23 protein-coding genes and 1 pseudogene are annotated in these 21,323 nt (G+C 63.1%); 11 read left to right on the top strand and 13 right to left on the bottom strand.

Features of this window, described 5'->3' with window-relative positions; genetic code table 11:
- Positions 1 to 18 precede the first annotated feature (18 nt).
- Positions 19 to 1,587 carry an ABC transporter substrate-binding protein gene (locus tag ACZY0Y_RS11010; RefSeq protein ID WP_463957976.1) on the bottom strand — a complete coding sequence of 523 codons (1,569 nt, stop codon included), beginning with the start codon at positions 1,585 to 1,587 and terminating at the stop codon, positions 19 to 21.
- Between the two features lie 284 nt (positions 1,588 to 1,871).
- Between ACZY0Y_RS11010 and ACZY0Y_RS11005 the strand changes: the two genes are divergently transcribed.
- Together ACZY0Y_RS11005 and ACZY0Y_RS11000 are read left to right on the top strand one after the other, a co-directional pair.
- On the top strand, positions 1,872 to 2,489 hold the full coding sequence (locus ACZY0Y_RS11005) for a TetR/AcrR family transcriptional regulator (protein WP_463957974.1): 618 nt from the start codon (positions 1,872 to 1,874) through the stop codon (positions 2,487 to 2,489).
- Positions 2,482 to 3,126, top strand: a complete 645-nt coding sequence (locus ACZY0Y_RS11000) for an NUDIX hydrolase (RefSeq protein ID WP_463957972.1) — start codon at positions 2,482 to 2,484, stop codon at positions 3,124 to 3,126. Before ACZY0Y_RS11005 ends, ACZY0Y_RS11000 begins: the two co-directional genes overlap by 8 nt.
- Before the next feature lie 187 nt (positions 3,127 to 3,313).
- Here ACZY0Y_RS11000 and ACZY0Y_RS10995 read toward each other — a convergent pair whose 3' ends face one another.
- The 3 genes from ACZY0Y_RS10995 to ACZY0Y_RS10985 form a co-directional block, all read right to left on the bottom strand.
- Positions 3,314 to 3,745: a DUF4913 domain-containing protein gene (locus ACZY0Y_RS10995; RefSeq protein WP_463957970.1), complete on the bottom strand. Its 432-nt coding sequence runs from the start codon at positions 3,743 to 3,745 to the stop codon at positions 3,314 to 3,316.
- Between the two features lies 1 nt (position 3,746).
- Entirely contained in the window at positions 3,747 to 4,409 is a 663-nt protein-coding gene (locus ACZY0Y_RS10990; protein ID WP_463958051.1) for a type IV secretory system conjugative DNA transfer family protein, read from the bottom strand.
- 654 nt (positions 4,410 to 5,063) lie between these two features.
- The gene (locus ACZY0Y_RS10985; RefSeq protein ID WP_463886420.1) at positions 5,064 to 6,170 is read right to left on the bottom strand and encodes an ATP-binding protein; all 1,107 of its coding nucleotides are present in this window, start codon (positions 6,168 to 6,170) and stop codon (positions 5,064 to 5,066) included.
- Positions 6,171 to 6,555: 385 nt separating this feature from the next.
- Between ACZY0Y_RS10985 and ACZY0Y_RS10980 the strand changes: the two genes are divergently transcribed.
- Positions 6,556 to 6,702 carry a hypothetical protein gene (locus ACZY0Y_RS10980; protein ID WP_463957969.1) on the top strand — a complete coding sequence of 49 codons (147 nt, stop codon included), beginning with the start codon at positions 6,556 to 6,558 and terminating at the stop codon, positions 6,700 to 6,702.
- A gap of 278 nt (positions 6,703 to 6,980) precedes the next feature.
- Positions 6,981 to 7,283 (top strand): DUF4193 domain-containing protein, encoded by a 303-nt coding sequence (locus tag ACZY0Y_RS10975; protein ID WP_463886416.1) that lies wholly within the window; start codon positions 6,981 to 6,983, stop codon positions 7,281 to 7,283.
- Positions 7,284 to 7,371: 88 nt separating this feature from the next.
- On the opposite strand, the gene ACZY0Y_RS10970 is transcribed toward ACZY0Y_RS10975, so the two are convergent.
- Positions 7,372 to 8,085 carry a hypothetical protein gene (locus ACZY0Y_RS10970; RefSeq protein ID WP_463957967.1) on the bottom strand — a complete coding sequence of 238 codons (714 nt, stop codon included), beginning with the start codon at positions 8,083 to 8,085 and terminating at the stop codon, positions 7,372 to 7,374.
- Between the two features lie 292 nt (positions 8,086 to 8,377).
- Here ACZY0Y_RS10970 and ACZY0Y_RS10965 point away from each other — a divergent pair, with 292 nt between their 5' ends.
- Complete coding sequence (locus tag ACZY0Y_RS10965; protein ID WP_463886412.1) at positions 8,378 to 9,043, top strand: plasmid pRiA4b ORF-3 family protein; 666 nt, start codon at positions 8,378 to 8,380, stop codon at positions 9,041 to 9,043.
- Positions 9,044 to 9,442: 399 nt separating this feature from the next.
- Here ACZY0Y_RS10965 and ACZY0Y_RS10960 read toward each other — a convergent pair whose 3' ends face one another.
- The 3 genes from ACZY0Y_RS10960 to ACZY0Y_RS10950 form a co-directional block, all read right to left on the bottom strand.
- On the bottom strand, positions 9,443 to 10,063 hold the full coding sequence (locus ACZY0Y_RS10960) for a hypothetical protein (protein ID WP_463957965.1): 621 nt from the start codon (positions 10,061 to 10,063) through the stop codon (positions 9,443 to 9,445).
- A gap of 98 nt (positions 10,064 to 10,161) precedes the next feature.
- Positions 10,162 to 10,455: a type II toxin-antitoxin system RelE family toxin gene (locus tag ACZY0Y_RS10955; protein WP_463886408.1), complete on the bottom strand. Its 294-nt coding sequence runs from the start codon at positions 10,453 to 10,455 to the stop codon at positions 10,162 to 10,164.
- Positions 10,452 to 10,727 (bottom strand): type II toxin-antitoxin system Phd/YefM family antitoxin, encoded by a 276-nt coding sequence (locus ACZY0Y_RS10950; protein WP_463886406.1) that lies wholly within the window; start codon positions 10,725 to 10,727, stop codon positions 10,452 to 10,454. Before ACZY0Y_RS10950 ends, ACZY0Y_RS10955 begins: the two co-directional genes overlap by 4 nt.
- A gap of 578 nt (positions 10,728 to 11,305) precedes the next feature.
- Between ACZY0Y_RS10950 and ACZY0Y_RS10945 the strand changes: the two are divergent.
- Positions 11,306 to 12,252 (top strand): annotated as a pseudogene (locus ACZY0Y_RS10945) (IS21 family transposase).
- Positions 12,249 to 12,980 carry an IS21-like element helper ATPase IstB gene (gene istB / locus ACZY0Y_RS10940; protein ID WP_463957963.1) on the top strand — a complete coding sequence of 244 codons (732 nt, stop codon included), beginning with the start codon at positions 12,249 to 12,251 and terminating at the stop codon, positions 12,978 to 12,980. Before ACZY0Y_RS10945 ends, istB begins: the two are co-directional and overlap by 4 nt.
- A 239-nt stretch (positions 12,981 to 13,219) precedes the next feature.
- Here the strand turns inward: istB and ACZY0Y_RS10935 are convergent, their stop codons facing one another.
- From ACZY0Y_RS10935 to ACZY0Y_RS10920, 4 genes are all read right to left on the bottom strand, one after another.
- Positions 13,220 to 13,483, bottom strand: a complete 264-nt coding sequence (locus ACZY0Y_RS10935) for a DUF2630 family protein (protein WP_463958050.1) — start codon at positions 13,481 to 13,483, stop codon at positions 13,220 to 13,222.
- 561 nt (positions 13,484 to 14,044) lie between these two features.
- The gene (locus ACZY0Y_RS10930; RefSeq protein WP_326968500.1) at positions 14,045 to 14,248 is read right to left on the bottom strand and encodes a cold-shock protein; all 204 of its coding nucleotides are present in this window, start codon (positions 14,246 to 14,248) and stop codon (positions 14,045 to 14,047) included.
- 410 nt (positions 14,249 to 14,658) lie between these two features.
- Positions 14,659 to 17,172, bottom strand: a complete 2,514-nt coding sequence (locus tag ACZY0Y_RS10925; RefSeq protein WP_463957962.1) for an ATP-dependent Clp protease ATP-binding subunit — start codon at positions 17,170 to 17,172, stop codon at positions 14,659 to 14,661.
- A gap of 194 nt (positions 17,173 to 17,366) precedes the next feature.
- A complete protein-coding gene (locus ACZY0Y_RS10920; RefSeq protein ID WP_463958048.1) occupies positions 17,367 to 17,972 on the bottom strand; it encodes an NADPH-dependent FMN reductase in 606 nt (201 codons plus the stop codon).
- Between ACZY0Y_RS10920 and ACZY0Y_RS10915 the strand changes: the two genes are divergently transcribed.
- The 3 genes from ACZY0Y_RS10915 to ACZY0Y_RS10905 all read left to right on the top strand — a co-directional run bounded on the left by ACZY0Y_RS10915 (position 17,853) and on the right by ACZY0Y_RS10905 (position 19,636).
- Positions 17,853 to 18,098, top strand: a complete 246-nt coding sequence (locus ACZY0Y_RS10915; protein ID WP_463958052.1) for a hypothetical protein — start codon at positions 17,853 to 17,855, stop codon at positions 18,096 to 18,098. The two genes, ACZY0Y_RS10920 and ACZY0Y_RS10915, sit on opposite strands and share 120 nt — an antisense overlap.
- A gap of 357 nt (positions 18,099 to 18,455) precedes the next feature.
- A complete protein-coding gene (locus tag ACZY0Y_RS10910) occupies positions 18,456 to 19,340 on the top strand; it encodes a slipin family protein (protein WP_463957960.1) in 885 nt (294 codons plus the stop codon).
- 155 nt (positions 19,341 to 19,495) lie between these two features.
- Positions 19,496 to 19,636: a hypothetical protein gene (locus tag ACZY0Y_RS10905; RefSeq protein ID WP_463957958.1), complete on the top strand. Its 141-nt coding sequence runs from the start codon at positions 19,496 to 19,498 to the stop codon at positions 19,634 to 19,636.
- Between the two features lie 88 nt (positions 19,637 to 19,724).
- Here ACZY0Y_RS10905 and ACZY0Y_RS10900 read toward each other — a convergent pair whose 3' ends face one another.
- Positions 19,725 to 20,138 (bottom strand): VOC family protein, encoded by a 414-nt coding sequence (locus ACZY0Y_RS10900; protein WP_463957956.1) that lies wholly within the window; start codon positions 20,136 to 20,138, stop codon positions 19,725 to 19,727.
- A 288-nt stretch (positions 20,139 to 20,426) separates the two neighbouring features.
- Here ACZY0Y_RS10900 and ACZY0Y_RS10895 point away from each other — a divergent pair, with 288 nt between their 5' ends.
- Positions 20,427 to 21,101, top strand: coding sequence for a tyrosine-type recombinase/integrase (locus tag ACZY0Y_RS10895; RefSeq protein WP_463957954.1), 675 nt, complete (start codon positions 20,427 to 20,429; stop codon positions 21,099 to 21,101).
- Positions 21,102 to 21,323 lie beyond the last annotated feature (222 nt).

Raw genomic sequence — 21,323 nt, 5'->3', positions numbered from 1 at the left:
CGCCGCGTTGGGTCCTAATCACTGAGCCAACCAGGCGTTGCGGAATCCGTAAGAGGTCAGCGGGATGCCGCTCTTGTCCGGGGTCAGTCCATTCACTGAGGCACTATGGGCGTCGACGCTGTTAGGGAAGCCCCAGATGATGTAGCCGCCGCGGTCGAATTCGATCTCCTGCGCTGCCTTGATCAAGTCGCATCGTGCGGCCTCATCGGTAGTGGCCTGTGCCTTGGCGACCAGATCTGACCAGGCCTTGTCGTCCCAGTGAGTCTCGTTGTACGGCGAGTTGGCGAAACCTGAGTTGGAGGTCTGGGGCAGATAATCCCGGGTGAACCAGAAGTCCTGGGAGAACGTCCGCTTAAGATACTGGTCACCATAGAACTCACCCGGATCAACCTTCTTGACGTTGACGGTGACGCCGGCTGCCTTGGCCTGCTCGGCGAACACCTGGGCCGACTCGACCAGTCCGGCAGCGGCTGAGGAGGTCACCAGATCAACGCTGAGGTTGCTCTTGCCGGCCTCGGCCAGCAGCGATTTAGCCTTGGCGATGTCCTGGTTTCGCTGCGGGACGTTGTTGGGGTAGCACGCGTCCAGCGGTGCGTACATGTCATTCCCCACTGTGCCGTGGCCCCCCAGCACCTGGTCCACCATCTGCTTGCGGTCCACGATCAGGCGGAATGCCTGACGCACTTTGGGGTCGTTGAAGGGTTCCTGGTCCACGCGCATGGTGAACGGAAGCCAAGAGCCGGTGGAAGATTCAAGCACCTTAATCGCCGGGTTGGCCTTGACTACGTTAACCTGCCCCAGCGGCAGTTGGTCGATGGCATCCACCTGACCGCCCAGGAGTGCGTTCACCCGGGCGGTGTCATCCGGGAAATCTATGATCGTGACCTTATCCAGATAGGGCTGGCCCGCGCGCCAGTAGTTCGGGTTCTTCACGAACACGCTCTGTTGCCCGGGGGAGAAGCTTTCCAGTACGAACGGACCGGAACTGACGGGTTTCTTCGGATCGTAGCCGGTGGGCACAATGCCGGCGGCGTACTGGGCCGCAATGTCCGGGAAGGTCGCGAAAGGAGCGCTGAAAGTGAAAACGGCCGTCTGCGCATCGGGGGCGGTCATCTCATCCCGCTTCAAGGTGGCCAGGGAGGTGGCAGTGGCCATGGGCGACGCGGGATCCGTGATCCGTTTGAAGGTGAAGAGGACGTCCTCGGCAGTGATGGGCTTGCCATCGCTGAACTTCAGGCCGGCACGCAAATGCACCGTCCAGGTGGTGGCGTCCGCAGAGGGCGTGACCTTGTCAGCCAAGGCCATCTGCACCTTGTGGTCGTTGTCGTAGCTGACCAGTGTGTCGTACAGCTGGATCACCCGGGCCTGGTCCGGGTGAGTGACGGGCGAGTGGGCGTCCAGGCTGTCCTTGGCCGAGCCGCCGACGATGCCGACGCGGAGGTTTCCGCCGGCCTTCGGGGAGGACATCGCGGAGGAGTCGGACGGGGCCGCAGTAAGTCCCGATGAACAAGCGGCCAGACCCAGGAGCGACGTACCTACGGCTAAAGCTGTGATGAGACGGACCTTGCGGCGGTTGTGCGAAGTCATTGGCATGCCTCCTGCGGCGATGAAGGAAGTGGAGGACTGAACCGCGTCTAACTGACGCGTCGGTCATTGGCTCAGCATTGTGGTTTTCATCACTCGTGTCAAGCATGAGCCGCGCGGTGGTCATTTAGCCTTGCATCTGCGGGCTTTTGCGCTGGTCACAATGGCGACAAGTTGCTGTTCCGATTCATTCGACTATCGAAATTATTGACTGAAGCGTCAGTTTTTGGCCTAAGCTAAAGCTAAGCGAGAACGAGCCAGGCTCCACGTCCCCAAAGGAATCCGCCATGACAGACGCCGCAGAGACCCGCGGATCGCAGGAACGCAGGAATGCGATCCTTGAGGCCGCCTGGCAATTGGTTGCCGAACGCGGCTACCACCATGTGCGGGTCCAGGACATTGCACGGATCTGCGGGACAAGCACCGGTACCATTCACTACTACTTTCCCGGCAAGGACGATGTCCTCCGAGAGGCGCTGCGTTATTGCGTGGACCAGGCGTTCACGCGCCAGGGAGTGGTGCTGCGGCAGATCGATAATGCGCACAAACGGATGTTGGCTTTGATCGAGATGCAGCTTCCCGTAGGGGCGCAGGTCCGCAACGAATGGTCAATCTGGCTCCAGTTCTGGGCCGAAACCGCGCTCAACCCCTCCTTACGTCCGATCCATAACGACTTCTATTCACGGTGGATGGACGCCGTGGTCAGCATCGTGAAAAGGGGCCAGCGCCAGGCCATCTACCGCGACGTGGACCCGGTTCAATTCGCCCGGCTCTTGAGCTCCGCCACGGACGGTGCCGCGATCAAGATCCTCACTGGTGCCCCCGACATGACCATCGATGCCATGCGGACCATGCTGGTAACCATCGTGGAAAAGGAACTCAGTTTGGCATCGTCGCATGTCTGATGTCCTCCCCGCGCGTGAACTGGACACGCACCGGCTGCTCATCGAAGAGCGACTTGGCGGCAAAATGCCCGTAGATATAACCGTGGTTCCGGAGGGAGATCCCGCCGCACGCCGAGCCGCAGTCGTGATCCTGCTGTTCGAACACCGCGGGGTCTCGTCATTCCTGATGATCAAACGTGCCGCACGCGGCTCAAACCCGGGCCAATGGGCGCTGCCGGGCGGCATGGTCGAACCCGGCGAAACTCCGGAGGAGGCGGCCCTCCGCGAACTGTGCGAGGAAACCGGTGTGGGTGCCGGACCCGACGATGTGCTGGGGGTTCTGGACGACTTCCGTACCCTCCGTGGCATCGTGATCACCCCGGTGGTTGCCGCCGTCGCGGGTCGTGTGACCCTGCGGCGAAACCCATCCGAGGTCGCTTCCATCCATCCGATCGCTCTGTCGCGGCTGTGCGAACCGGGGGTTCCGCGGTGGCAGCAGAATGCTTCCGGGGAACCGGTTCTTCAGATGCCGCTGCGCCACGACATGGTGGTGCACGCTCCTACCGGTGCCATCCTGTGGCAATTCGCCGAGCGCGCCCTGCGGGGGAATCCGGTGGACGTATCCGGCTTGGTCCAGCCCGCGTTCACTGCGCGCTAGAGATATGAGGCGTGGCGTAGGACTGGCCCCCCGGGTTCAAAGAGGTACGTGGGTTGCCCGTCCAGGGTCTGTTCCGCAGTCTCGTGCGGGTGTGGACTGCTAGAGCCACATTCGACTGGAGCTTCATGTCATACGTGGTGGTGTCAAGTAGCTCTGGGACCACCCTCTTTGGCGTGAGGTGGTTTATCTAAGCTACCTGAGTCCGTAAGTCAGGGAACCAACCCTCCGGTGCCTTCTTCGGCTCCAGGCTCTCCGGATCCCGGTGCTTTTGCATGTCGCATTTGTAGAACGGGCCGCGTGGGTCCAGGAGCACGCTCATATGGTGGTCCGCGTGGTCCTTGAACCAGACACTGATTCCTGTGGCTCCGTCCAGCCTGAGGTGTTCCCACGCCCGCCACAGAGCTTCTACCCGGGTGACTGCTTCCGGATGGTAGTACCACTCGATGCACCATTTCGCGGCGCGTCCGTCGACGTCACGGACGTACGTTGGCAGCAGCTGCTCGTGCAGGAACTCTTCGGCTGAGCCGTAAACCAGTTCAGCTGGCTTCTGCTCTTCTGCCGGGGTGTCCGCAGGTGGCTCAGTGTCGCTTGAGCTGAATCGGCCGATGTCGTTAGTCATCTCAGAACCTCCTACCCGTGACCCAGGGATTAGCGACCGGAGCGGAGGGCACCAGGACGACCTCCGGTTCCTCCGGGCGGGGGCTGTATTTCTTGATGGAGGCTTCCACGGCGTCCTTGTGCGGGCCGGTGTACCAGGGCATGGTCCGGACCAGGGTGGCCGGGGCGCCGGAGGCGAGGACTACGGCGCGGCCGCGGTCGAGCTCCGCGAGGTTGGAGACGTCGAAGATGCGTTCCTTGCCCTCTTGGCGGGAGCGGCTGGAGCCGGACTTGCCGGAGGAGACGGAGACGTTGGTGTAGCTGTAGTCTCCGATCAGGTCTGAGAGTGCCCGGAGGAAGCCTTCTTCGGCGACGCCGCCGCCGTAGACCTTGACGTTCGCGGCCGACCAGATTTTCCGCATGTTCGCCTCTCCCCAGAGTTCGACGCCTTGGGACCAGGATTGCAGGATGCCCATGACGATCAGGCCCTTGGAGCCGTAGTGGCTGAACTGATCGGGCAGGGCTGCCCAGCGGACGACGTTGGCCAGCTCATCGAGGGCGAACAGTGCAGGTTTGGGCAGGCGGCCGCCGCTGCGCTCGGCCCGTTCCTCCATTGCCTCAGCGATGGCTACCGTCAACGCTGTGGTGAGGGGGGAAGCGGAGCCGGCCCCTTCTTTGGAGAGGATGTAGATCGTCTCCTGCGGGTAAACCGGCTCGCCAACCAGTCCCGCACACTCAACCTCGGCGAGGTCGACATGCGACGGCTACGCAACCAGGAAGCCAAAGCAACCACCGGCTACTGGGAATAAGCCCCCACCGGACCCGCGGCGACAACGAATACCGGCCGGGCTGGCCAAGCATCCGCCCCGGCCGGTACCAGGTCCCCGGAACAGCAGTACCAACAACATCGACCACCCGTACCAACTCGTCCTATCCGCCACTTATATGCCTTCTCTTCGTCCGTGACATAGGAGAGCGGGTTCCACCACCACTCTGGTTCCTCCTGGGCGATCTTCTGCGGATCAAACACCCATACCGGGGCGGCCGTCACAGGCGCTGACACCAAACGACTCAAAGACCAGGGCGAAAGGACCGGGACCGGCTCAACTGCAGAGTACGGCTCCGCCGGCCATCACCAGGCGTTCGCCGAATCCCTGGCAGGCACCGCCAGCGAGGAACGCGACCAGGGAAGACTCGCAGCAGCACAGAGTGAAGGAACCCACCCCGGCACCGCACTCGCCCCAGGCAAATCACCCGCCAAGGCACGGAAGTCGAACGCCGGAGCAGCGCTCGGGGCGCAGAAATCCAGGAGCGGGCCCAGCCGCTAAAGGCCGCAGATTTTAGAGCGGATTCCTTCGCAGGTACTGGCCAAGGCCGGGAATGGCGAAGGCGACTTTGCCGTGGCCGGTGGACTCGATGAGTCCGGCCGCCAACAGCCGGGTGCGGTACTTGGCGACGAGCGTCGGTCGCGATCCGGTCCGCTGGACGATGTCGCCGACGGTTGAGGGGCCCTCATCCACTGCCATGGCGTGCAAAAACTCCAAGTCCTTCCCGGACGCCGTAGCGAGAGCGGCTTCAGTCACCACACGTTCGTTGCGCCGTATGGCTGCTGCTATTGCCCGGTCGACCGTGGCGGATGAGAGGGAACCGTCATGGTTTTCGGCTTCCCTCCACAGGAAGTAGCCGACCAGCTGAATCAGGAAGGGGTACCCGCCCGTGGCGACGGCTGCCTGGTGTATCAACTCCGGGGCGATGGTGATCCCGGCGGCGCCGAATGTTTCCGTGAACGATCTTTCGACATCGCGTATCGCAGCGGCATGCAGGTCTGTCTTGTCAGCCCGGCGAAGGAATGTCGCGACGCCCTCGTTCAGGAGGTCCGACACCGCAGAGGGCAGGCCGGCGAAGATCAGTGCGATGGGCAGCCGGTCCTGAATGAAATGTTGGACGTTCGCGGCCAACTGGGATAGTTCTGCCCGGTCGGCGGCATGGATCTCATCCACAGTGATCAGGAGCCCAGTTTTCCGATCGTCCAGAAGCCTGAGGAGGTTCTCCCCAAGCTCCCGCCAATCGACTTGTCGTTCTGGTGAAAGTTGGGAAGTGACGCCAAACCCCGCAACGGTAACCCCCGTGACGCGTCGCCGGGGGTCGGGCCCGGCACCGAGCTCTTCGGCCAGCCGACGCATCTTCTCGCCGATCCGGCCCATAAAGGCTCCGGTGGCGGTCTCTGAGACTACCGCCCACCCGTGGTCCCTGGCCAGATCATGGGCTGCGCCCAGCATGACGGTCTTGCCGATCCCGCGCGCGCCGGTGAAGATGGACAGCAGGCCGGGGGCGCCGGAGCCCAGTTGAAGGCCGTACTCGAACTCGTCAAGCAGTCCCGCCCGGCCTATGACCTCGGGCGGGGTAGCTCCGGCAGTTGGGCGGAACGGATTTTCCACGGAAAACATGGAGCCAGCCTACAGGTGAATTTGGGTGAATTTGGTGAATTTGGCCCGAATAGTGAATTTGGTGAAGTGTGGTCCCTCATCCTGTGACGTTCGGATCTCGTGGAGACGCTGCAGGGATTGCCGGCCGCACGTGAGATCGTCCCCGGTCCAGCCCTGACGAACGCTCAGTGGCTGCCCGTCCCTGCGGGGAGGACAGCACGTAGGCCCGGTGTTTCCAGCCTTTCACGAGAGTCCCCGCGCAGGGCAAAGGACAGTCATGATTTGCCCGGACACGTCCGCGCCGCACCTGCACCACAGCGGCCATCAGACGTGACAAGGAACCGGATGCAGTCCGCCGCCTGAACGACTGAGATGGGAAGAGACTGAACGAGAAAGGCACAACATCGTGACCGGATCCGACGCCACTGCCGACTGGCCAGGACGGCTGCCACCTGAGGTCGAAGCCTTGATCCTGGAGACGGTGGAAATGATCCAGGAACTCGATGACACTGGCCTGCACGAGATGACCCCGCTTTTCTATCAACACGGATAAGAGCAATTAAGGGCTCACAGTCCTCGGACACGACCCCGCCTGACACCGTTGGAGTAGCCTCCGGGTTCGTCGCTGGTGACATAGATTCAGGGTTCATTGCCGTTCGTCCGGCTGCTGATGGCCGCCGGAACCGCGAACGATGATTTCGCCGCAGGGACTGCCCAACGATCGAAAAGTCATATCAAGGCGGTGTCCCGTCCCGGGGCAGGGGAATAGCGAAGCCATGGTGTAGGTTGCATTTCCGTCAGATAAGAACGCTAGAGAAGAGAAACACGGCAGTGGCAACCGATTACGACGAAGTACGTTCCGACGTCAAGGAATCACAGGAGCGCTCCCTTGAGGCGCTGCAATCCGCGAACGCCCCGGATGCCAGAAGCGTCGTCCGCGACCTGGACGAGGCCGACGCGCTGGATGAGGCGATGACGCCCGGCGGAGAGTTCGTCGCCGAGGAACTGATCGTTCAAGTGATTCCCCAGGCGGAGGATGAGTTCACCTGTTACTCCTGTTTCCTGGTCCGGCACCGTTCCCAGCTCGCACGCGAAAAGAACGGCCACTCGTACTGCATCGAATGTGAAGGCTAGCGTGCCGCTCCGCCCGCTACCCGAATCAACAGCAACCACCTCAGCGTGAATGAGGCGGACTCCCAGGCCTTGGAAGCGCGGCATTGGATCAGCGGGCGTAAGGGGAAACCTGACCTTCTTCGTTGAACGGTTCGAACCAGTACTCCAGTGCCATGGGTGCCAGGCGGAGCTGCTGGTTCAATCCTTCATAGTGCTGGAAGCCGTCGAGACTCCGGTCGTAGAGCATGTCGCTGTCGGTGTCTTCGAGGAGCCGGTCGGTATGTGTGCCCCGCCAGTGCGGGTCAAGGTCCAGGTCGTAGGTGTCTGCGGTGATCTCGATCTGGTCCAGGAGGCACCGGACGGCGAGCTCCTGGGCCACGCAGCTGGGAGAGGTCCAGCCGCTGGTGAGTTTCGTGGTCATGTCAGCGGCCATCACGAGGAATCGCTGGGCGAAGAGTCCGTTGTACTTTTCCGCGTACTGCGGTGGCAGGCCCGAGAGAATCCAGGTTTCGTCGATGTCTTCGCGTGTGATCGACTCTTTTTCATGCAGCATGTGGATGTCTTCGAACAGCTGATCGATGAGAACTACGGAGGCGTGCCAGATGGCGCCGGCCAGAAGGCGGGCCCGGCTCAGGCTTCGCTGGCGGTCCTCGGCTGAAGTGCCGCCCATCCATTCCATCGTTTCGGAATCGATTCCGGCCAGGTCGTCGGCGGAGAGATCCCGGGGATCCGGAACGTAGCCGAAGTCTTCCAGGCTCAGACCTTGCAGGCGATCGGCGTCAGCGTCCATCTCCGCAAGAATGAGCTTTTGCTCCCTGTCCATGCAGCAGATGTTATCCCGACCGGATCCAAGACGCGCGTCAAGAGGATCCACCGGCGGCGATCGGGCGGCATGTTGCGGGCATCGCCACGGCGCGCGCGAGAATCCACCACATAGCGGCGCTCGAGCCCGCCACCACCTGGGACCCGGTTTGGTGACAGCGGACGCCAATAGACACAACACCACGAACCATCCAACTCCTCAGCCAGCGCTTGGTCAGGCTCTCCTGTTGGCCACAGCGGTCCCCGCGGCTGCATATTTCGGGTATATGCGTGTGGTTTGAGACGATGGCGCCATGAAACAGGACTACGACAGGCACCCGAACGGACAGGAGTCAGTCCTGGAGCTGCGGGTGCTTCTTGTCGACAGTCATCCGGAGATCTGGCGTCAGCTGGAGGTCCGGGGCTCAATATCGCTGGATCAGGTACACGGGGTCCTGCAGGTGTCCTTTGGCTGGGAGGATGCCCATCTGCACCGATTTACCGGCAGCGATCCCTTCGCGCCCCTGCGGCCGATTGGTGGCGAGATACCTGACGCTTTGCAGTGGCTCCCGACGCAGTGGTGCGAAGAACCGGGGGACCGGGCGGAAGAGGACTGCTCGTTGGATCAACTCCTGGCGAGCGGATCGGGGATGGCGTATGAGTACGACTTCGGCGACAGCTGGCTTCATCGGATCGAGCTGATTTCCCGCCACCCAGCGACGCAGACGACTCCGCCGGCGCGGCTGATCGGCGGAGCCCGGCGCGGGCCGCTGGAAGATTCCGGCGGCATGCCCGGGTTCGAGGAGATTCTGGATGCTCTGGCCGATCCGGCCCATCCTGACCACGTTGAACATTCGGCGTGGGTCGCCGAGATGACCGGCACCGACGAGCCCTTTGATCCCGCATTTCTGGACATCGAGGCAATTAACCGGGAGCTCACTGTGGCTCAGAAAAAGCGAGACCGCGCCGAGCTGACTTAACCGCAAATACGGGCAATTTGTGAGCGGGCATTCAGCTGGAAAGCGACGGCGCGAGGGGAATGGCTGCGGGCATAGCGGAACTTTTGAACCAGCCCTGGATGCCATCGCGGCCCCTGGTTGCGGGGCCCAAAGGCACGTAATCGGGTCGCAGCCACCAATCCTGGTTGCGCAGTTGAGCGCGTGAGACGTTGGCCTTCTCTGACAGCACGCTCTGCGATCGGCAAGCTAGGTGGTATCTCAGCTCTACGGCCAGCCGGTGGCCACTGTTTGGTCGCCCCGGAACGCGTCAAAGGACCTTGCTTGGCCTGCCTCGACCTAATACCCGCTATCGGCCTTCACTCAATGACTCACAGACTCCGGCACTGACAGACTTCCGGTTTCATGCTGCAATGGTCAGCTCTAGGGCTGATCTACGAACTCGACCGGTTCGTTTACGAGGCCACCGGAGTGCCATTTGATGGCTTTGGCCACGCCGTCAGCGATCCGGTGGAGGGATGCAGCGATGCTCGAGGGGAGAGCGGACAAGGCGCTTTTCTGCCGCATGACGATGGTGTAGATCTCAGACCAGGTTATCCATGCGACGGAGAGCGGAACCGAGGCAAGCAAGTCCTCGTAGTCTTCAGCGGTCATTCCGGCGCGGGCGCACAGGGACTCCAGACCTACGGCAACACCGGCGTCGACTTCGTGACGGCCACTCTTGGCGAGTTTGATGGGTGGGGGAGTTGTCAGGATCAGCAGGAGCAAGGGGGCGCGGTCGCCGCTGTGCGTCTGCAGGCACAGCAGCTCCCGAGGAAGTTGCTCGACGTTGAACGCGGCGCCCTTCTTGAAGCCTTTTGCCTCAACCAACAGTTGGACCGATGGGCCGGTCACCCAGACGTCCGGCTGTACGTCTATGTCAAGGGCAGGCAATAGGAGACTGCCGGGCAATACGTCCAGGTCGGAGTGTTCAACCTCATTGGCTCCCCTCAGGACAATGGACTGCATGCTGGACGTGCGGCGTTCCGCCCGCCGCTGCAGCATGGACAGTCGATAAATAGACGCGGTCGGCCGACGGCAGCCGGGTGCACAGCGCACAGGCGTCGGCTTGGACCTCCACGCCAACGTTCCGGCATGCTCGGCTAGCGAGGCTTGTAGACGTCCGCACGGTGCTCGATGCGGTGGACATATAAGGTGTGCTCTTCGATATCGAGGGTGAACAGCACGCGGTAGTCACCACGGCGGGCGGTGCGCAGGCCCAGGAGTTCATTTGTGAGGGGCTTGCTGAGCCGGCGGGGATTATCGACCAGAACACCGGTAACGAATTCGACGATTGCGGCGGCAGCCTTCTCCGGCAGCCGGCGAAATCCCTTCAGCGCAGGGCCGGTGACTTCGACCTTCCATGGCCCTTGCCCGCTTGATGGTTCCTCAGTCACCTCGGCGGCAGTCCAAACTCACGGCGCAGGTCATCGCCGCTGACCGTGTTCCCTTCCGCGATGTCGCGCCTGGCCTGGTCCAAATCTTCCCGAATGCCCGGCTGCGACAGCCAATGGATGGTTTCCTGAAGCGACTCGAGATCGTCCGCGGACATCAACACCGCTGACGGGTGCCCGTGGCGGGTGATCTGGATGATCTCATGCGTCTTGTCCGCCTCCTCCACAAGCGCGGAAAGCTTGTCCTTGGCTTCGCTCAGCGGCACAGTTTTCATGCTTTGATTGTAGCCCGAAGTCAGGCCAGTTAGTAGCCTGACTTTTAGCCGATAACCGTGATTACGTCAACCTGTACTCTGCGTATCTCATCAGATGAATCACGCGGCACTCTCCTGCTGTCCTTTCTCAATTTAGTTGGCCATTTTCGCAACTTACCTGGCCACCTACGGATTTCTGGGGTTTGTCGCAGTTAATCTGGCCACCATGGATGCTGTTAGCCCGCTGAGGTCGCTGCCTTCGAACTATGACGGACGAGACTCGTGTGCTGGCGCGCCTCGACGGGCGTATGGCGAATACGCCGCTTTCTGGGGCTCTTGCATCGCTCGGGCTTGAGTCGGCGCTCCCTATCGGCCGAGTTGGTGGCTGGTTTCCTGCCAAAAGAGCGCTAAGAATCAGGCCAGGCAATTCCCCTCCCAAATCATGGATTCGGGGAGTGCGCAGAGATTGAGATCACCCGGGCCCGGGCGGTTCCCAGTGTGTTGGGAACATGGGCCCGCCACCCCCAGATAGGTTCCTTGCGGCGCTGCCATTGCGAAGCGTGTGCGCCGGAAGGGCTGGAAAGCAGATGACGGTACCCATGTCCGTTCAAGAAAATATCAGAAGACTCGATTCCCAGGGAGTCCCGGGGCGTGAGATCGCCCGCACGCTGGGCATCAGCCGTGATTCGGTGGCCAAGTACGCCGAGCAGGAAGACTTCTCCCCGGCACCGCTGGCACGGCCCGGGGCTTCTGTGTTGACCGGGTTCGATCACATCATTGAGCAGTGGCTGAGCGAGGACCAGCGCCGGCCGCGCAAGCAACGGCATACGGCTAAGCGCATTTTCGACCGTCTCGTGGCCGAGCATGGTTTCACTGGCACCTATTCCCCGGTGCAACGCCACGTGAAGAAATGGGCGGCCCGGAACCGGCAGGCCGGGGAGGGCTTCACCGAACTGGTATGGCCCGCCGGCACGGCGCAGGTCGACTTCGGGCAGGCCGAGGCCATCATCACCGGGATCCGGCAGGTCCTGCACATCCTAGTGGTGACCTTCGCGTTCTCGAACATGCGCTTCGTGCAGGCGTACGGAACCTCACCGTCGGGTTGCGCCACGACGTCATCCAGATCCTCGACGAGCACTCCGAGCCCGTACGGTCCTTCCCGAGGGCCTTCGGCCGGCAGATCGAGACGATCTTCGAACCGGCATCCCTGTTGCCGTTGCTGGTGAACAAGCCCGGCGCGTGGGGCCATTCCCCGCTGCGTGCTCTGGTCACCGACCCGGTCCGCGATTGGCTGGATGCGGCCACGGCCACGGATCGGCGCCGGCTGCTCAACGCGGTGGATGCCGCGTCAGGGTCCGCTGGCTTCGACGCCGCAGTCCAGGCTGCCGACACCCTGATCCTGCGCGGGGACACCCCGGACATGGCCGCCTTGGGGATGCTCGCCCGCCGGCTGGCGCACGGCACCGAACCGGCCGCCGCCAACGTGGATCTGAGTGTGTATGACACCTTCACCACCCTGAATATCTCCACGGGAGAAGTTGCATGAATCCGATCACCGTCCAAGACATCCTCGAAGCGGGCAAGCATGCCTCACTGACCGGCAGCGTGTTGACCGAATGGGCAGAGAAGGGCACCCCGAAACAGCGCGAGTACCTTCACGGGGTCCTGCTGGCCGAGCAGGAATCACGGCAGGAACCACGGCGCCTGCGGCTGCTGAAATCCGCCAGGCTGCCGGCCCTGAAAACACTCACGGGATTCGACTACACCAGTGTCAGGTTCCCCGAAGACTATGGCCGCGAGTCCCTCGAATCCCTGGATTTCATCACGCGGGCCCACGACCTGGTCCTCTACGGGGACGTCGGCACCGGCAAAACCCACATGGCCACCGCACTCGTGGCAGCCGCCTGCCGACAAGGCATCCCGGCCCGCTTCTTCACTACCTCAGCCCTGGTCATGATGCTACGCCGCGCCAAGGACGAGGACCGACTGGATAAGGAGCTCGCATCCCTGGCCAAAAACCAGCTCCTCGCAATTGATGAACTGGGATATTTGCCGATCGACACCGAAGGAGCCAGGCTCCTGTTCCAAGTCATCGCGGACGGCTACGAGAAACGCAGCCTCATCATCACAACCAACCTCGAGTTCTCCCGCTGGAGAACCGTGTTCGGGGACGACAACATGGCCGCGGCCGTCATCGACCGGCTGGTGCACCACGGACGGCTCCTGCAGTTCCGCGGGGAGTCCTACAGAGTCAAAAATGCACTGATGAAATAGGCCCAACGCCGCAATGGCCGGAAACCGAGCCCACGCGGCCTGGTTCTTAGCGCCGAAATGGCCGACTTGAAGTTGACGAAACACAGCCCGGGGCGTTGGACGGTGATGGGCCGCTCAGGGATGGGATGCCGCACCGTCATGGGAACGTGACGTCCCTGTGGCGCAGCCGCCCCGGCCTGGCCTGATCCCGGGAACGAGCAGGCGGCAGGGTTCGCCTAAGGGGAGGGCGCGCGTAGCCTTTACTGCCGGTAACCTTCTACTTCCTTGACAGGCCGGGCGACCGCATCACCGGGGTCAGCCCCGGTAGCTTCTTTGGCCCTGCGCTGGCGCAGCAGATCCCAGCACTGGTCAAGGTCCTCCTCCACCCGCCGCAACCTGGCCCTGCGTTGCTCGTACGCCCCGTCCGCATCCCCGGGCTCAGGCCGCGCTGCCGCCGATTCGCGGAGCTGGTGTTCCTCGGCGACCAGGACCTGGATCCGGTCCAGGATGTCCTGATTATCCATCTCTGCCACTCCCTGATTCTTCCTTCGGGGACAACCTGTGGGAGCACCGCTCTCAAGACCCCACCGCCGCCGTTTCTGCTGCCGGGTCCGGCCGTCCTTTCTGCGCGGCCCTTATGGCCTGAAGGTCGGGTCAGGATCCGGCGTCAGGGGTCCGGGCCCGGGAGCTGGATCCGGTTCCGGACCGGGACCGGGAGGAAAGGGATTTGTTGGGTCGGGGGAACCTGGTGTTGGCTCCGGCTGGGGAGGAAACGGTGCAGGCTCGCGTTGCGGCGGCATGGTCATGGGTTGCTCCTTGGATTGGTCCGGGTACGGGCTGTCCGGATGGCAGTTCAGGATACGTCCGGGGAAGGGGAAAGAAAACAGTGTCACTGGTGAAACCGGACGGCCAGGGCCTGGACGGTGTCCCTGGAGGGCGGTGTCATGCGTGATGTTCGACGCCGTGATTCACCCGTCACCGGCCAGCCGTTCCCGGCAGCCCTGCCGCGCTGGGATCTGTCCATGGTCCGTCACGCACAAACGACCAGTGCCCGCCCGGGTGCTGCTGTTGTCCGGGTCCGGACATCACATGGGATGGATGTTCTCCGCCTGCGGGCCCTTCGGACCGGGGGTGATGTCAAACTGGACTTTCTGGTTCTCCTCCAGGGAGCGGTAGCCGCTGCTGGCGATTGCGGAGTAGTGGGCGAAGACGTCCGCTGACCCGTCGTCGGGGGCGATGAAGCCGAAACCCTTCTCGGCGTTGAACCATTTAACCGTGCCTGTTGCCATCGTTGCGTCCTTCGGTGACTGTGCTTCTCCGCCGGCTCTCAGGGCAGGCGTGGCGGAAGGTATCTTCCGCTGCCCCCAAGCTACGGGCCCGGAACCTGCCGTGCAAGGGTCAAGACTGCGGGGGCCGCATCAGTGAGCGCCACAGCCATGGCCAGGTACACGGCCGGCAAAGACCCGCGGATCCGGAATCGGCGGGCCGTGGAGATCCCGGATGCGTCGCGGCCGGTACTCGCACGCGAGCTGGGAGCAATCCACACCATCGACGCATCAATCGTGCAGGATATCCCTGCTGAATCCGGAAGTAGGCCGCGGTGCGGACGCCGCAATCGGAGCAACCGGTAAAACCAAAGTCCTGGAGCAAGCCATCTTGTCGACAGCGGCATGCGGACTTCAGTCCGCCTCCACGGTGGTCAGCCGTGATTTCCCGGTTGGCTCGCGGTCGGCAGTGCGTCCGGGATCCGGGGTTTCGTGTTTCCTGTGAAGGTGAACGTCGCGTCATCGCCGAAGCCGGCAACGTCGACGGCGATGATCTGGCCGGGCTTGATTTCGCCGAAGAGGATCTTCTCGGAGAGCTGGTTCTCGATCTCGCGCTGGATGGTGCGGCGCAGCGGGCGGGCACCCATGGCGGGGTCGTAGCCTCGGGTTGCCAGCAGGATCCTGGCCGCGGTGGTGAGCTCGATGCCCATGTCCTTGTCCGCCAGGCGCAGCTCCAGGCGGCCCACGAACATGTCCACGATCTCGATGATCTCGTCCTGGGTCAGCTGCGGGAAGACCACAACGTCGTCAACACGGTTCAGGAACTCGGGGCGGAAATGCTGCTTGAGTTCCTCGGTGACCCGGGCCCGCATCCGGTTGTAACCGGTCTGCGTGTCCGTGCCGGACTGGAAGCCGGTGGCAACGCTCTTGGAGATGTCCCGGGTGCCGAGGTTGGTGGTCATGATGATCACGGTGTTCTTGAAGTCCACGACACGGCCCTGGGAGTCGGTCAGGCGGCCGTCTTCCAGGATCTGCAGCAGCGAGTTGAAGAGATCGGCGTGAGCCTTCTCCACTTCGTCGAACAGCACCACGGAGAACGGACGGCGACGGACCTTCTCGGTCAGCTGCCCGCCTTCCTCGTAGCCCACATAGCCGGGAGGTGCACCGAAGAGGCGCGAGACGGTGTGCTTCTCCGAGTACTCGGACATGTCCAGGGTGATCATGGCGTCTTCTTCGCCGAACAGGAACTCGGCAAGGGCCTTGGCGAGCTCGGTCTTGCCGACGCCGGTGGGGCCGGCGAAGATGAACGAACCGCTCGGACGCTTCGGATCCTTCAGGCCCGCACGGGTGCGGCGGATCGCCCGCGAAACGAGCCTGATCGCCTCTTCCTGGCCCACCACGCGCTGGTGCAGCTCGTCTTCCATCTTCAGCAGGCGCGAGGACTCCTCCTCGGTGAGCTTGAAGACCGGAATGCCGGTCGAATTCGCCAGGACCTCGGCGATGAGATCCTCATCGACTTCGGAGATATCGTCCAGCCCGCCGGTCTTCCATTGGCGTTCCTTCTCTCTACGCACGGTCACGAGTTTCTGCTCCTTGTCGCGCAGCGAAGCGGCACCCTCGTAGTCCTCCGCGTCCAACGCGGACTCCTTCGCCATTTTCAGCGCAGCGATGCGCTCGTCCATCGTCTTGAGCTCCGGCGGGGCGGTCATCCGGCGGATGCGCAGCCGTGCGCCGGCCTCATCGATCAGGTCAATCGCCTTGTCCGGCAGGAAGCGGTCCGAGATGTAGCGTTCGGAGAGGGTCGCGGCGGCGACCAGCGCGCCGTCGGTGATGGTGACGCGGTGGTGTGCCTCGTACCGGTCACGGAGGCCCTTGAGGATCTCGATCGCGTCGGCGACGGAGGGCTCCTTGACCTGGATCGGCTGGAAACGGCGCTCCAGCGCAGCATCCTTTTCAATGTGCTTGCGGTAGTCATCCAGCGTGGTCGCACCGATGGTCTGGAGCTCACCGCGGGCCAGCAACGGCTTCAGGATCGAGGCCGCATCGATGGCACCCTCGGCGGCACCGGCACCGACCAGGGTGTGTATCTCATCAATGAACAAGATGATATCGCCGCGGGTGCGGATCTCCTTCAGGACCTTCTTGAGGCGCTCCTCGAAGTCACCGCGGTAACGGGAACCTGCGACCACGGAGCCCAGGTCCAGGGTGTAGACCTGCTTGTCCTTGAGCGTCTCGGGCACGTCGCCGCGGACAATGGCCTGGGCCAGACCCTCGACGACGGCAGTCTTGCCCACGCCCGGCTCACCGATCAGCACGGGATTGTTCTTCGTGCGGCGGGAAAGGACCTGCATCACGCGTTCCATTTCGGATTCGCGCCCGATCACAGGGTCCAGCTTGTTCTCGCGTGCGGCCTGGGTGAGGTTGCGGCCGAACTGGTCCAGGACCGCGGAACCGGCAGGGGTTCCTTCGGCCTGGCCTGGGCCAACGCCGGCACCGGTGGTTTCGTTGCCCTGGTAGCCCGAAAGGAGCTGGATGACCTGCTGGCGGACCCGGTTGAGGTCAGCGCCGAGATTGACCAGCACCTGGGTGGCAACGCCTTCACCCTCGCGGATGAGGCCCAGCAGGATGTGCTCGGTGCCGATGTAGTTGTGTCCCAGCTGCAGGGCCTCGCGCAGGGCGAGCTCCAGCACCTTCTTGGCGCGCGGGGTGAAGGGGATGTGGCCGGACGGGGACTGCTGGCCCGGGCCGATGATCGCCTGCACCTGCTCGCGGACGCCCTCGAGCGAAATACTCAAGGACTCAAGGGCTTTGGCGGCAACGCCCACATCCTCATGGATCAGACCCAAGAGGATGTGTTCGGTACCGATGTAACCGTGGTTCAGCAGGCGTGCCTCTTCCTGGGCAAGCACAACCACGCGACGGGCACGGTCCGTAAATCGCTCAAACATGTCGCCACACTCCTGACTGCCGCCTACCTTGATGCTACGTCGCCGCGGACCCCCATGGCGGCGTTTGTCCGACGCAGGATATTAGAGAGCCAGGTCACTGTGACTTTGCCGGTTAGGCGCAGGGTTTTCGCGCCCCTATCCGGCGTTCCACGGCGAGTGGGCTCCGCCGCAATGACACCTCCTTGGATGCCGATTCAATTCCCGCCACCGCGTACGGAACGCACGGTGGATGTAGGTGGCGGCACGCATATGAGTCCCTGGCGGCCGGGGTGCCCCGGGTCCTGCGGTTGTTGCTGCATTGACGGCGGGCTCGCCCAGCGCGGGTTCCGGCGCCGGGCGATCAAGCCGGATTGACGACCCGTATTGATGACCCGGTGGGTCCTGTCAGCGGCGCAGTGGTTTGAGGGCTCCGGCCCAGGCGATGACCTGGTCGAAGACCGCGCCCAGGCCCTGTACCGCCGGGGCGACGGTGTGAAGGTGGTGTAGTTTTCAAACTCCGTAGCCAGAGGCACGGCGACCTGCGCGCGGACATCTGCCATCTGCCATCTGCAGCTCCGCGGCGATGAGCCGCAGAGGTTCCACCGCCCGGGTCCCGCCGGTGCCGCCGTGACTGATGCCGCTTTGTTGTTCCACTCCCGGTAGAGGAAATCCAGGGCGTTTTTTAGTGCCGCGGGCACGGAGTGGTTGTATTCCGCGATGACAAAGACGTACCCGTCGAAGGATCCGATGGCTTCCGCCCGGGCCTTCGTGTGTTCCTCACGGTAGTGCCCCAGTGGCGGCTGGAGCGGTTCATCGAGCAGCGGGAGACCGAAGTCGGCCACATCGGCGAGTTCGACCTGCCCGGGGCGGGGACTTCCGAGCACGACCGCTATCCTGGCCATGAAGCCGCGCCTCCCGTCAACTACAGGGCTCCTTACCCGTTTTAACACTCCGGGACGGGCCCTGCTTCCCGTGGACCGGGCCGGCCGGACCTGTCCACGCCGCGAAAAACCGGCGCCGGTCCCCCGAAATATGCAGGTCCGTCCATGGACGGTTCAACCTATTCCCCGGGCTCGGGCGGCACTGCCGGTCATGTCGTTGAACCGGCCGGGGAGATGGGACCCGTCATGGCACTAACCGGCCGTCTCTCTATCCCCTCGGGGGTGGGTGCTGCCGGCGGCTTTTCCCGGCGGATCCGCGGGCACATTTCCCTGGGTTGATGGGACAATAGGACAAGGGCGGCCGTGCCCCGGCGCCGGACCGGCACCGGGGGACCCGGCCCAGGACACTAAGGAGGGATCCTGATGGACCCCACCAGCTATGTTATTGCCGGAATCATCGTCGTGCTGCTGTTCATCGTGGCGAAGATGTCCATCCGGATCGTGCGTCAGTATGAGCAGGGCGTGCTCTTCCGGCTCGGCCGGGTGACCGGGGTCAGGATGCCGGGGCTGCGGTTCATCATCCCCGTGATCGACCGTCTTCCGCTGGTCAGCCTGCGGATCGTGACCATGCCGATCCAGTCACAGGGCATCATCACCCAGGACAACGTGAGCGTCGATATTTCCGCGGTGGCCTACTACCGGGTGATCGACGCCGTGAAGTCCGTCGTGGCGATTGAAAACGTCTCGGCAGCCATCAACCAGATCGCCCAGACCACCCTGCGCAAAGTCGTCGGCCGGCACAGCCTGGACCAGACCCTGTCCGAAACCGAGCGGATCAACAGCGATATCCGGGAGATCCTGGATGCCCTCACACTGGAGTGGGGCGTCGAGGTTACCCTCGTGGAGCTGAAAGACATTCAGCTGCCCGAGAGCATGAAGCGCGCCATGGCCCGCCAGGCCGAGGCCGAGAGGGAGAAGCGGGCCAAGATCATCGCCGCCGAAGGCGAAGCCATCGCCGCGGCCGCACTCGGGGACGCCTCCGACATCATGATGGCCCACCCGCTGGCCCTGCAGCTGCGCAACCTTCAGTCCCTGGTCGAAATCGGTGTGGACAAGAACACCACCGTTGTCTTCCCTGCCCCCTTGATGAGCACCATCGGGGAACTCTCCGCGTTTCTGGCCCGGGAAAACCAGGCCGCGGCAAGCTCTCAAGAAAAACCACCGGTCCGGGCCGCATACCGCCCGCCGGGGCACAGTACGCCCGTTCCGGCCGAAGCAGCCGCCGTGCGCCTCCCGTCGGGCCGTTGACCCGTCGACGTCCATCCCGTCAGAACCCTTGGCGGGGCGGCCGGACCGTGCGAAGATCCGTTCATGAATGAAGGAAAAGAATCGCTTCCGCCACGGGCCGATCATGACGGAACGGAAAGGACCGATCATGCATCCCGGGTGCATACGATCGGCAGGTGGCCAGGGAGACGGCGGTGTTTCTGGCCGGCCATCAGCCGGTCATCGATTTTCCGCCCAAGTTCGATCTGGCTGACCTCACCGCCAGTTATGAGGACTTTCCTGAACAGCTCAGGCGGCACTTGGCAGCGGACCACTGAAAACGGCTTTGCCGCTTTACGGCACGGATCTGGCGGGGTCGGCGGGGGGCGATTCACGGCGCCTTCTTCCGCAGGGACGGTTGTTCCGTCAGGCGTACAGGCGGCTGTCGAAGACTGAACGCGGCCGTTGTGCGGGATCAGGATGGGCTATGACGACGCGAAGGCCGTCGGGGTCGCGGCCTTCGACAAACGTGACTTCACCGGCTGTGTGGGTGTCTGTGTAACTGCCCGCGTCCTTCAGTGCCTGTTCGAAATATTCCAGGCCTTGGGCGCTGTCTGTGGCCCACATCAAGAGGTGGTGTCCCAGCCCGCCCGGGTAGCGCTCAGCATGTTTGCCGCGTTCGATGATGTACAACTGGAAGCCCGCCGGAGTCAGGAGAAGGGCAGCATCCCCCGAGCGCAGGGTTACTTCACATCCGAATAGGTCGCGGTAAAAGTTCACGGACCGGTCAAGTTCGGATACGAACAGAACGGATGACGCGACCTTGGCTGAATACCCCATTCAGTCATTGTTGACCTGCCGGCCGCATATGGCCAGCACTGAGGTGTACTACTGATGTGAGACACAGTTTGAAAGGATTGTGCCCATGTCTTCCCGTCCCAGTTATTCCGATGAGTTCAAGGCCGATGCCGTGAATCTCGTCATTTCCTCTGGCCGTTCGCCCGCTTCGGTTGCCCCCGAGCTGGGGATCTCCGTGCCGCGACCAGAAACGCCCGGCTCGCGGCCATCCACGCGTTCTTCGGCTACGCCGCGGACCAGCATCCCGAGCACGCGGACCTCATCAGGCGGGTGCTGGCTATCCGGGCCAAGAACGCACCCAAAGCACAGATCAGCTACCTCACGGACGCCGAGGTCGACGCCCTACTCGCGGCCCCTCCCGAAGCCCGGTGGGTCGGAAAGCGCGACCGGCTGATCATCCTGACATTAGTCACCACCGGCCTGCGGATCTCAGAACTCACGCACCTGTCATGGGCCAATCTCCAGCTGACCCGCCCGGCTCACATCGCCTCCCACGGCAAGGGTCGCAAAGAGCGGATCACGCCGCTGGACACCGCCACGGCCATGGCCCTGCAGGCCTGGTATGAGGAAAACCTGTCACCGGCTCCCGCGTCCGCGGTCTTCACCGCCCAAGGCTGCGGCCGGCCGATGACAACCGACGCGGTCGCGCAACGGCTCCGCGTCCATACGACCGCTGCGACCAACACCTGCCCGACGCTGGCGGCAAAAACCGTTACCCCGCACGTCCTCAGGCACACCACTGCCATGCGGATGCTCGCCGCGGGCATCGACACCGCGACCATGTCCCTCTGGCTGGGCCACGAATCCATCGAATCGACCCAGGCATACCTGCACGCCGACCTGGGCATCAAGCAACGGGCGCTGGACCGGACCGCACCGCCAGCCACCACACCCGGACGCTACACACCGGCAGACACCCTGCTGGAATTCCTGGAAAACCTCTGAGAGATTATGCCGAACATTCCGGCGCCCACCCGGCCCTGAGCTGCGGGTTCAGGAAAACCTCGGCATAATCCGGACATCAGGATAATTTAGGTTATGCCGACATCGGCATAACCTGAAAAAAGTTTCGGCGTTCTTCGCCAAAGAACAACGGTAGAGGACCTCTACCGGCTTGTTCAGGAGAAGAACGCCGAATTCCCTGTCACCTGGATGTGCACCCGGCTG

It is taken from the genome of Pseudarthrobacter kochi, from assembly GCF_055412805.1.
This window is presented reverse-complemented; position numbering and strand designations above follow the sequence as displayed.

Excerpts from the sequence above, each read along its gene's own strand:
- ACZY0Y_RS11010 (WP_463957976.1), bottom strand. The coding sequence starts at position 1,587 with ATGACTTCGCACAACCGCCGCAAGGTCCGTCTCATCACAGCTTTAGCC.
- ACZY0Y_RS11005 (WP_463957974.1), top strand. The coding sequence starts at position 1,872 with ATGACAGACGCCGCAGAGACCCGCGGATCGCAGGAACGCAGGAATGCG.
- ACZY0Y_RS11000 (WP_463957972.1), top strand. The coding sequence starts at position 2,482 with ATGTCTGATGTCCTCCCCGCGCGTGAACTGGACACGCACCGGCTGCTC.
- ACZY0Y_RS10995 (WP_463957970.1), bottom strand. The coding sequence starts at position 3,745 with ATGACTAACGACATCGGCCGATTCAGCTCAAGCGACACTGAGCCACCT.
- ACZY0Y_RS10985 (WP_463886420.1), bottom strand. The coding sequence starts at position 6,170 with ATGTTTTCCGTGGAAAATCCGTTCCGCCCAACTGCCGGAGCTACCCCG.
- ACZY0Y_RS10970 (WP_463957967.1), bottom strand. The coding sequence starts at position 8,085 with ATGGACAGGGAGCAAAAGCTCATTCTTGCGGAGATGGACGCTGACGCC.
- ACZY0Y_RS10965 (WP_463886412.1), top strand. The coding sequence starts at position 8,378 with ATGAAACAGGACTACGACAGGCACCCGAACGGACAGGAGTCAGTCCTG.
- ACZY0Y_RS10960 (WP_463957965.1), bottom strand. The coding sequence starts at position 10,063 with ATGCTGCAGCGGCGGGCGGAACGCCGCACGTCCAGCATGCAGTCCATT.
- ACZY0Y_RS10950 (WP_463886406.1), bottom strand. The coding sequence starts at position 10,727 with ATGAAAACTGTGCCGCTGAGCGAAGCCAAGGACAAGCTTTCCGCGCTT.
- istB (WP_463957963.1), top strand. The coding sequence starts at position 12,249 with ATGAATCCGATCACCGTCCAAGACATCCTCGAAGCGGGCAAGCATGCC.
- ACZY0Y_RS10935 (WP_463958050.1), bottom strand. The coding sequence starts at position 13,483 with ATGGATAATCAGGACATCCTGGACCGGATCCAGGTCCTGGTCGCCGAG.
- ACZY0Y_RS10930 (WP_326968500.1), bottom strand. The coding sequence starts at position 14,248 with ATGGCAACAGGCACGGTTAAATGGTTCAACGCCGAGAAGGGTTTCGGC.
- ACZY0Y_RS10925 (WP_463957962.1), bottom strand. The coding sequence starts at position 17,172 with ATGTTTGAGCGATTTACGGACCGTGCCCGTCGCGTGGTTGTGCTTGCC.
- ACZY0Y_RS10910 (WP_463957960.1), top strand. The coding sequence starts at position 18,456 with ATGGACCCCACCAGCTATGTTATTGCCGGAATCATCGTCGTGCTGCTG.
- ACZY0Y_RS10900 (WP_463957956.1), bottom strand. The coding sequence starts at position 20,138 with ATGGGGTATTCAGCCAAGGTCGCGTCATCCGTTCTGTTCGTATCCGAA.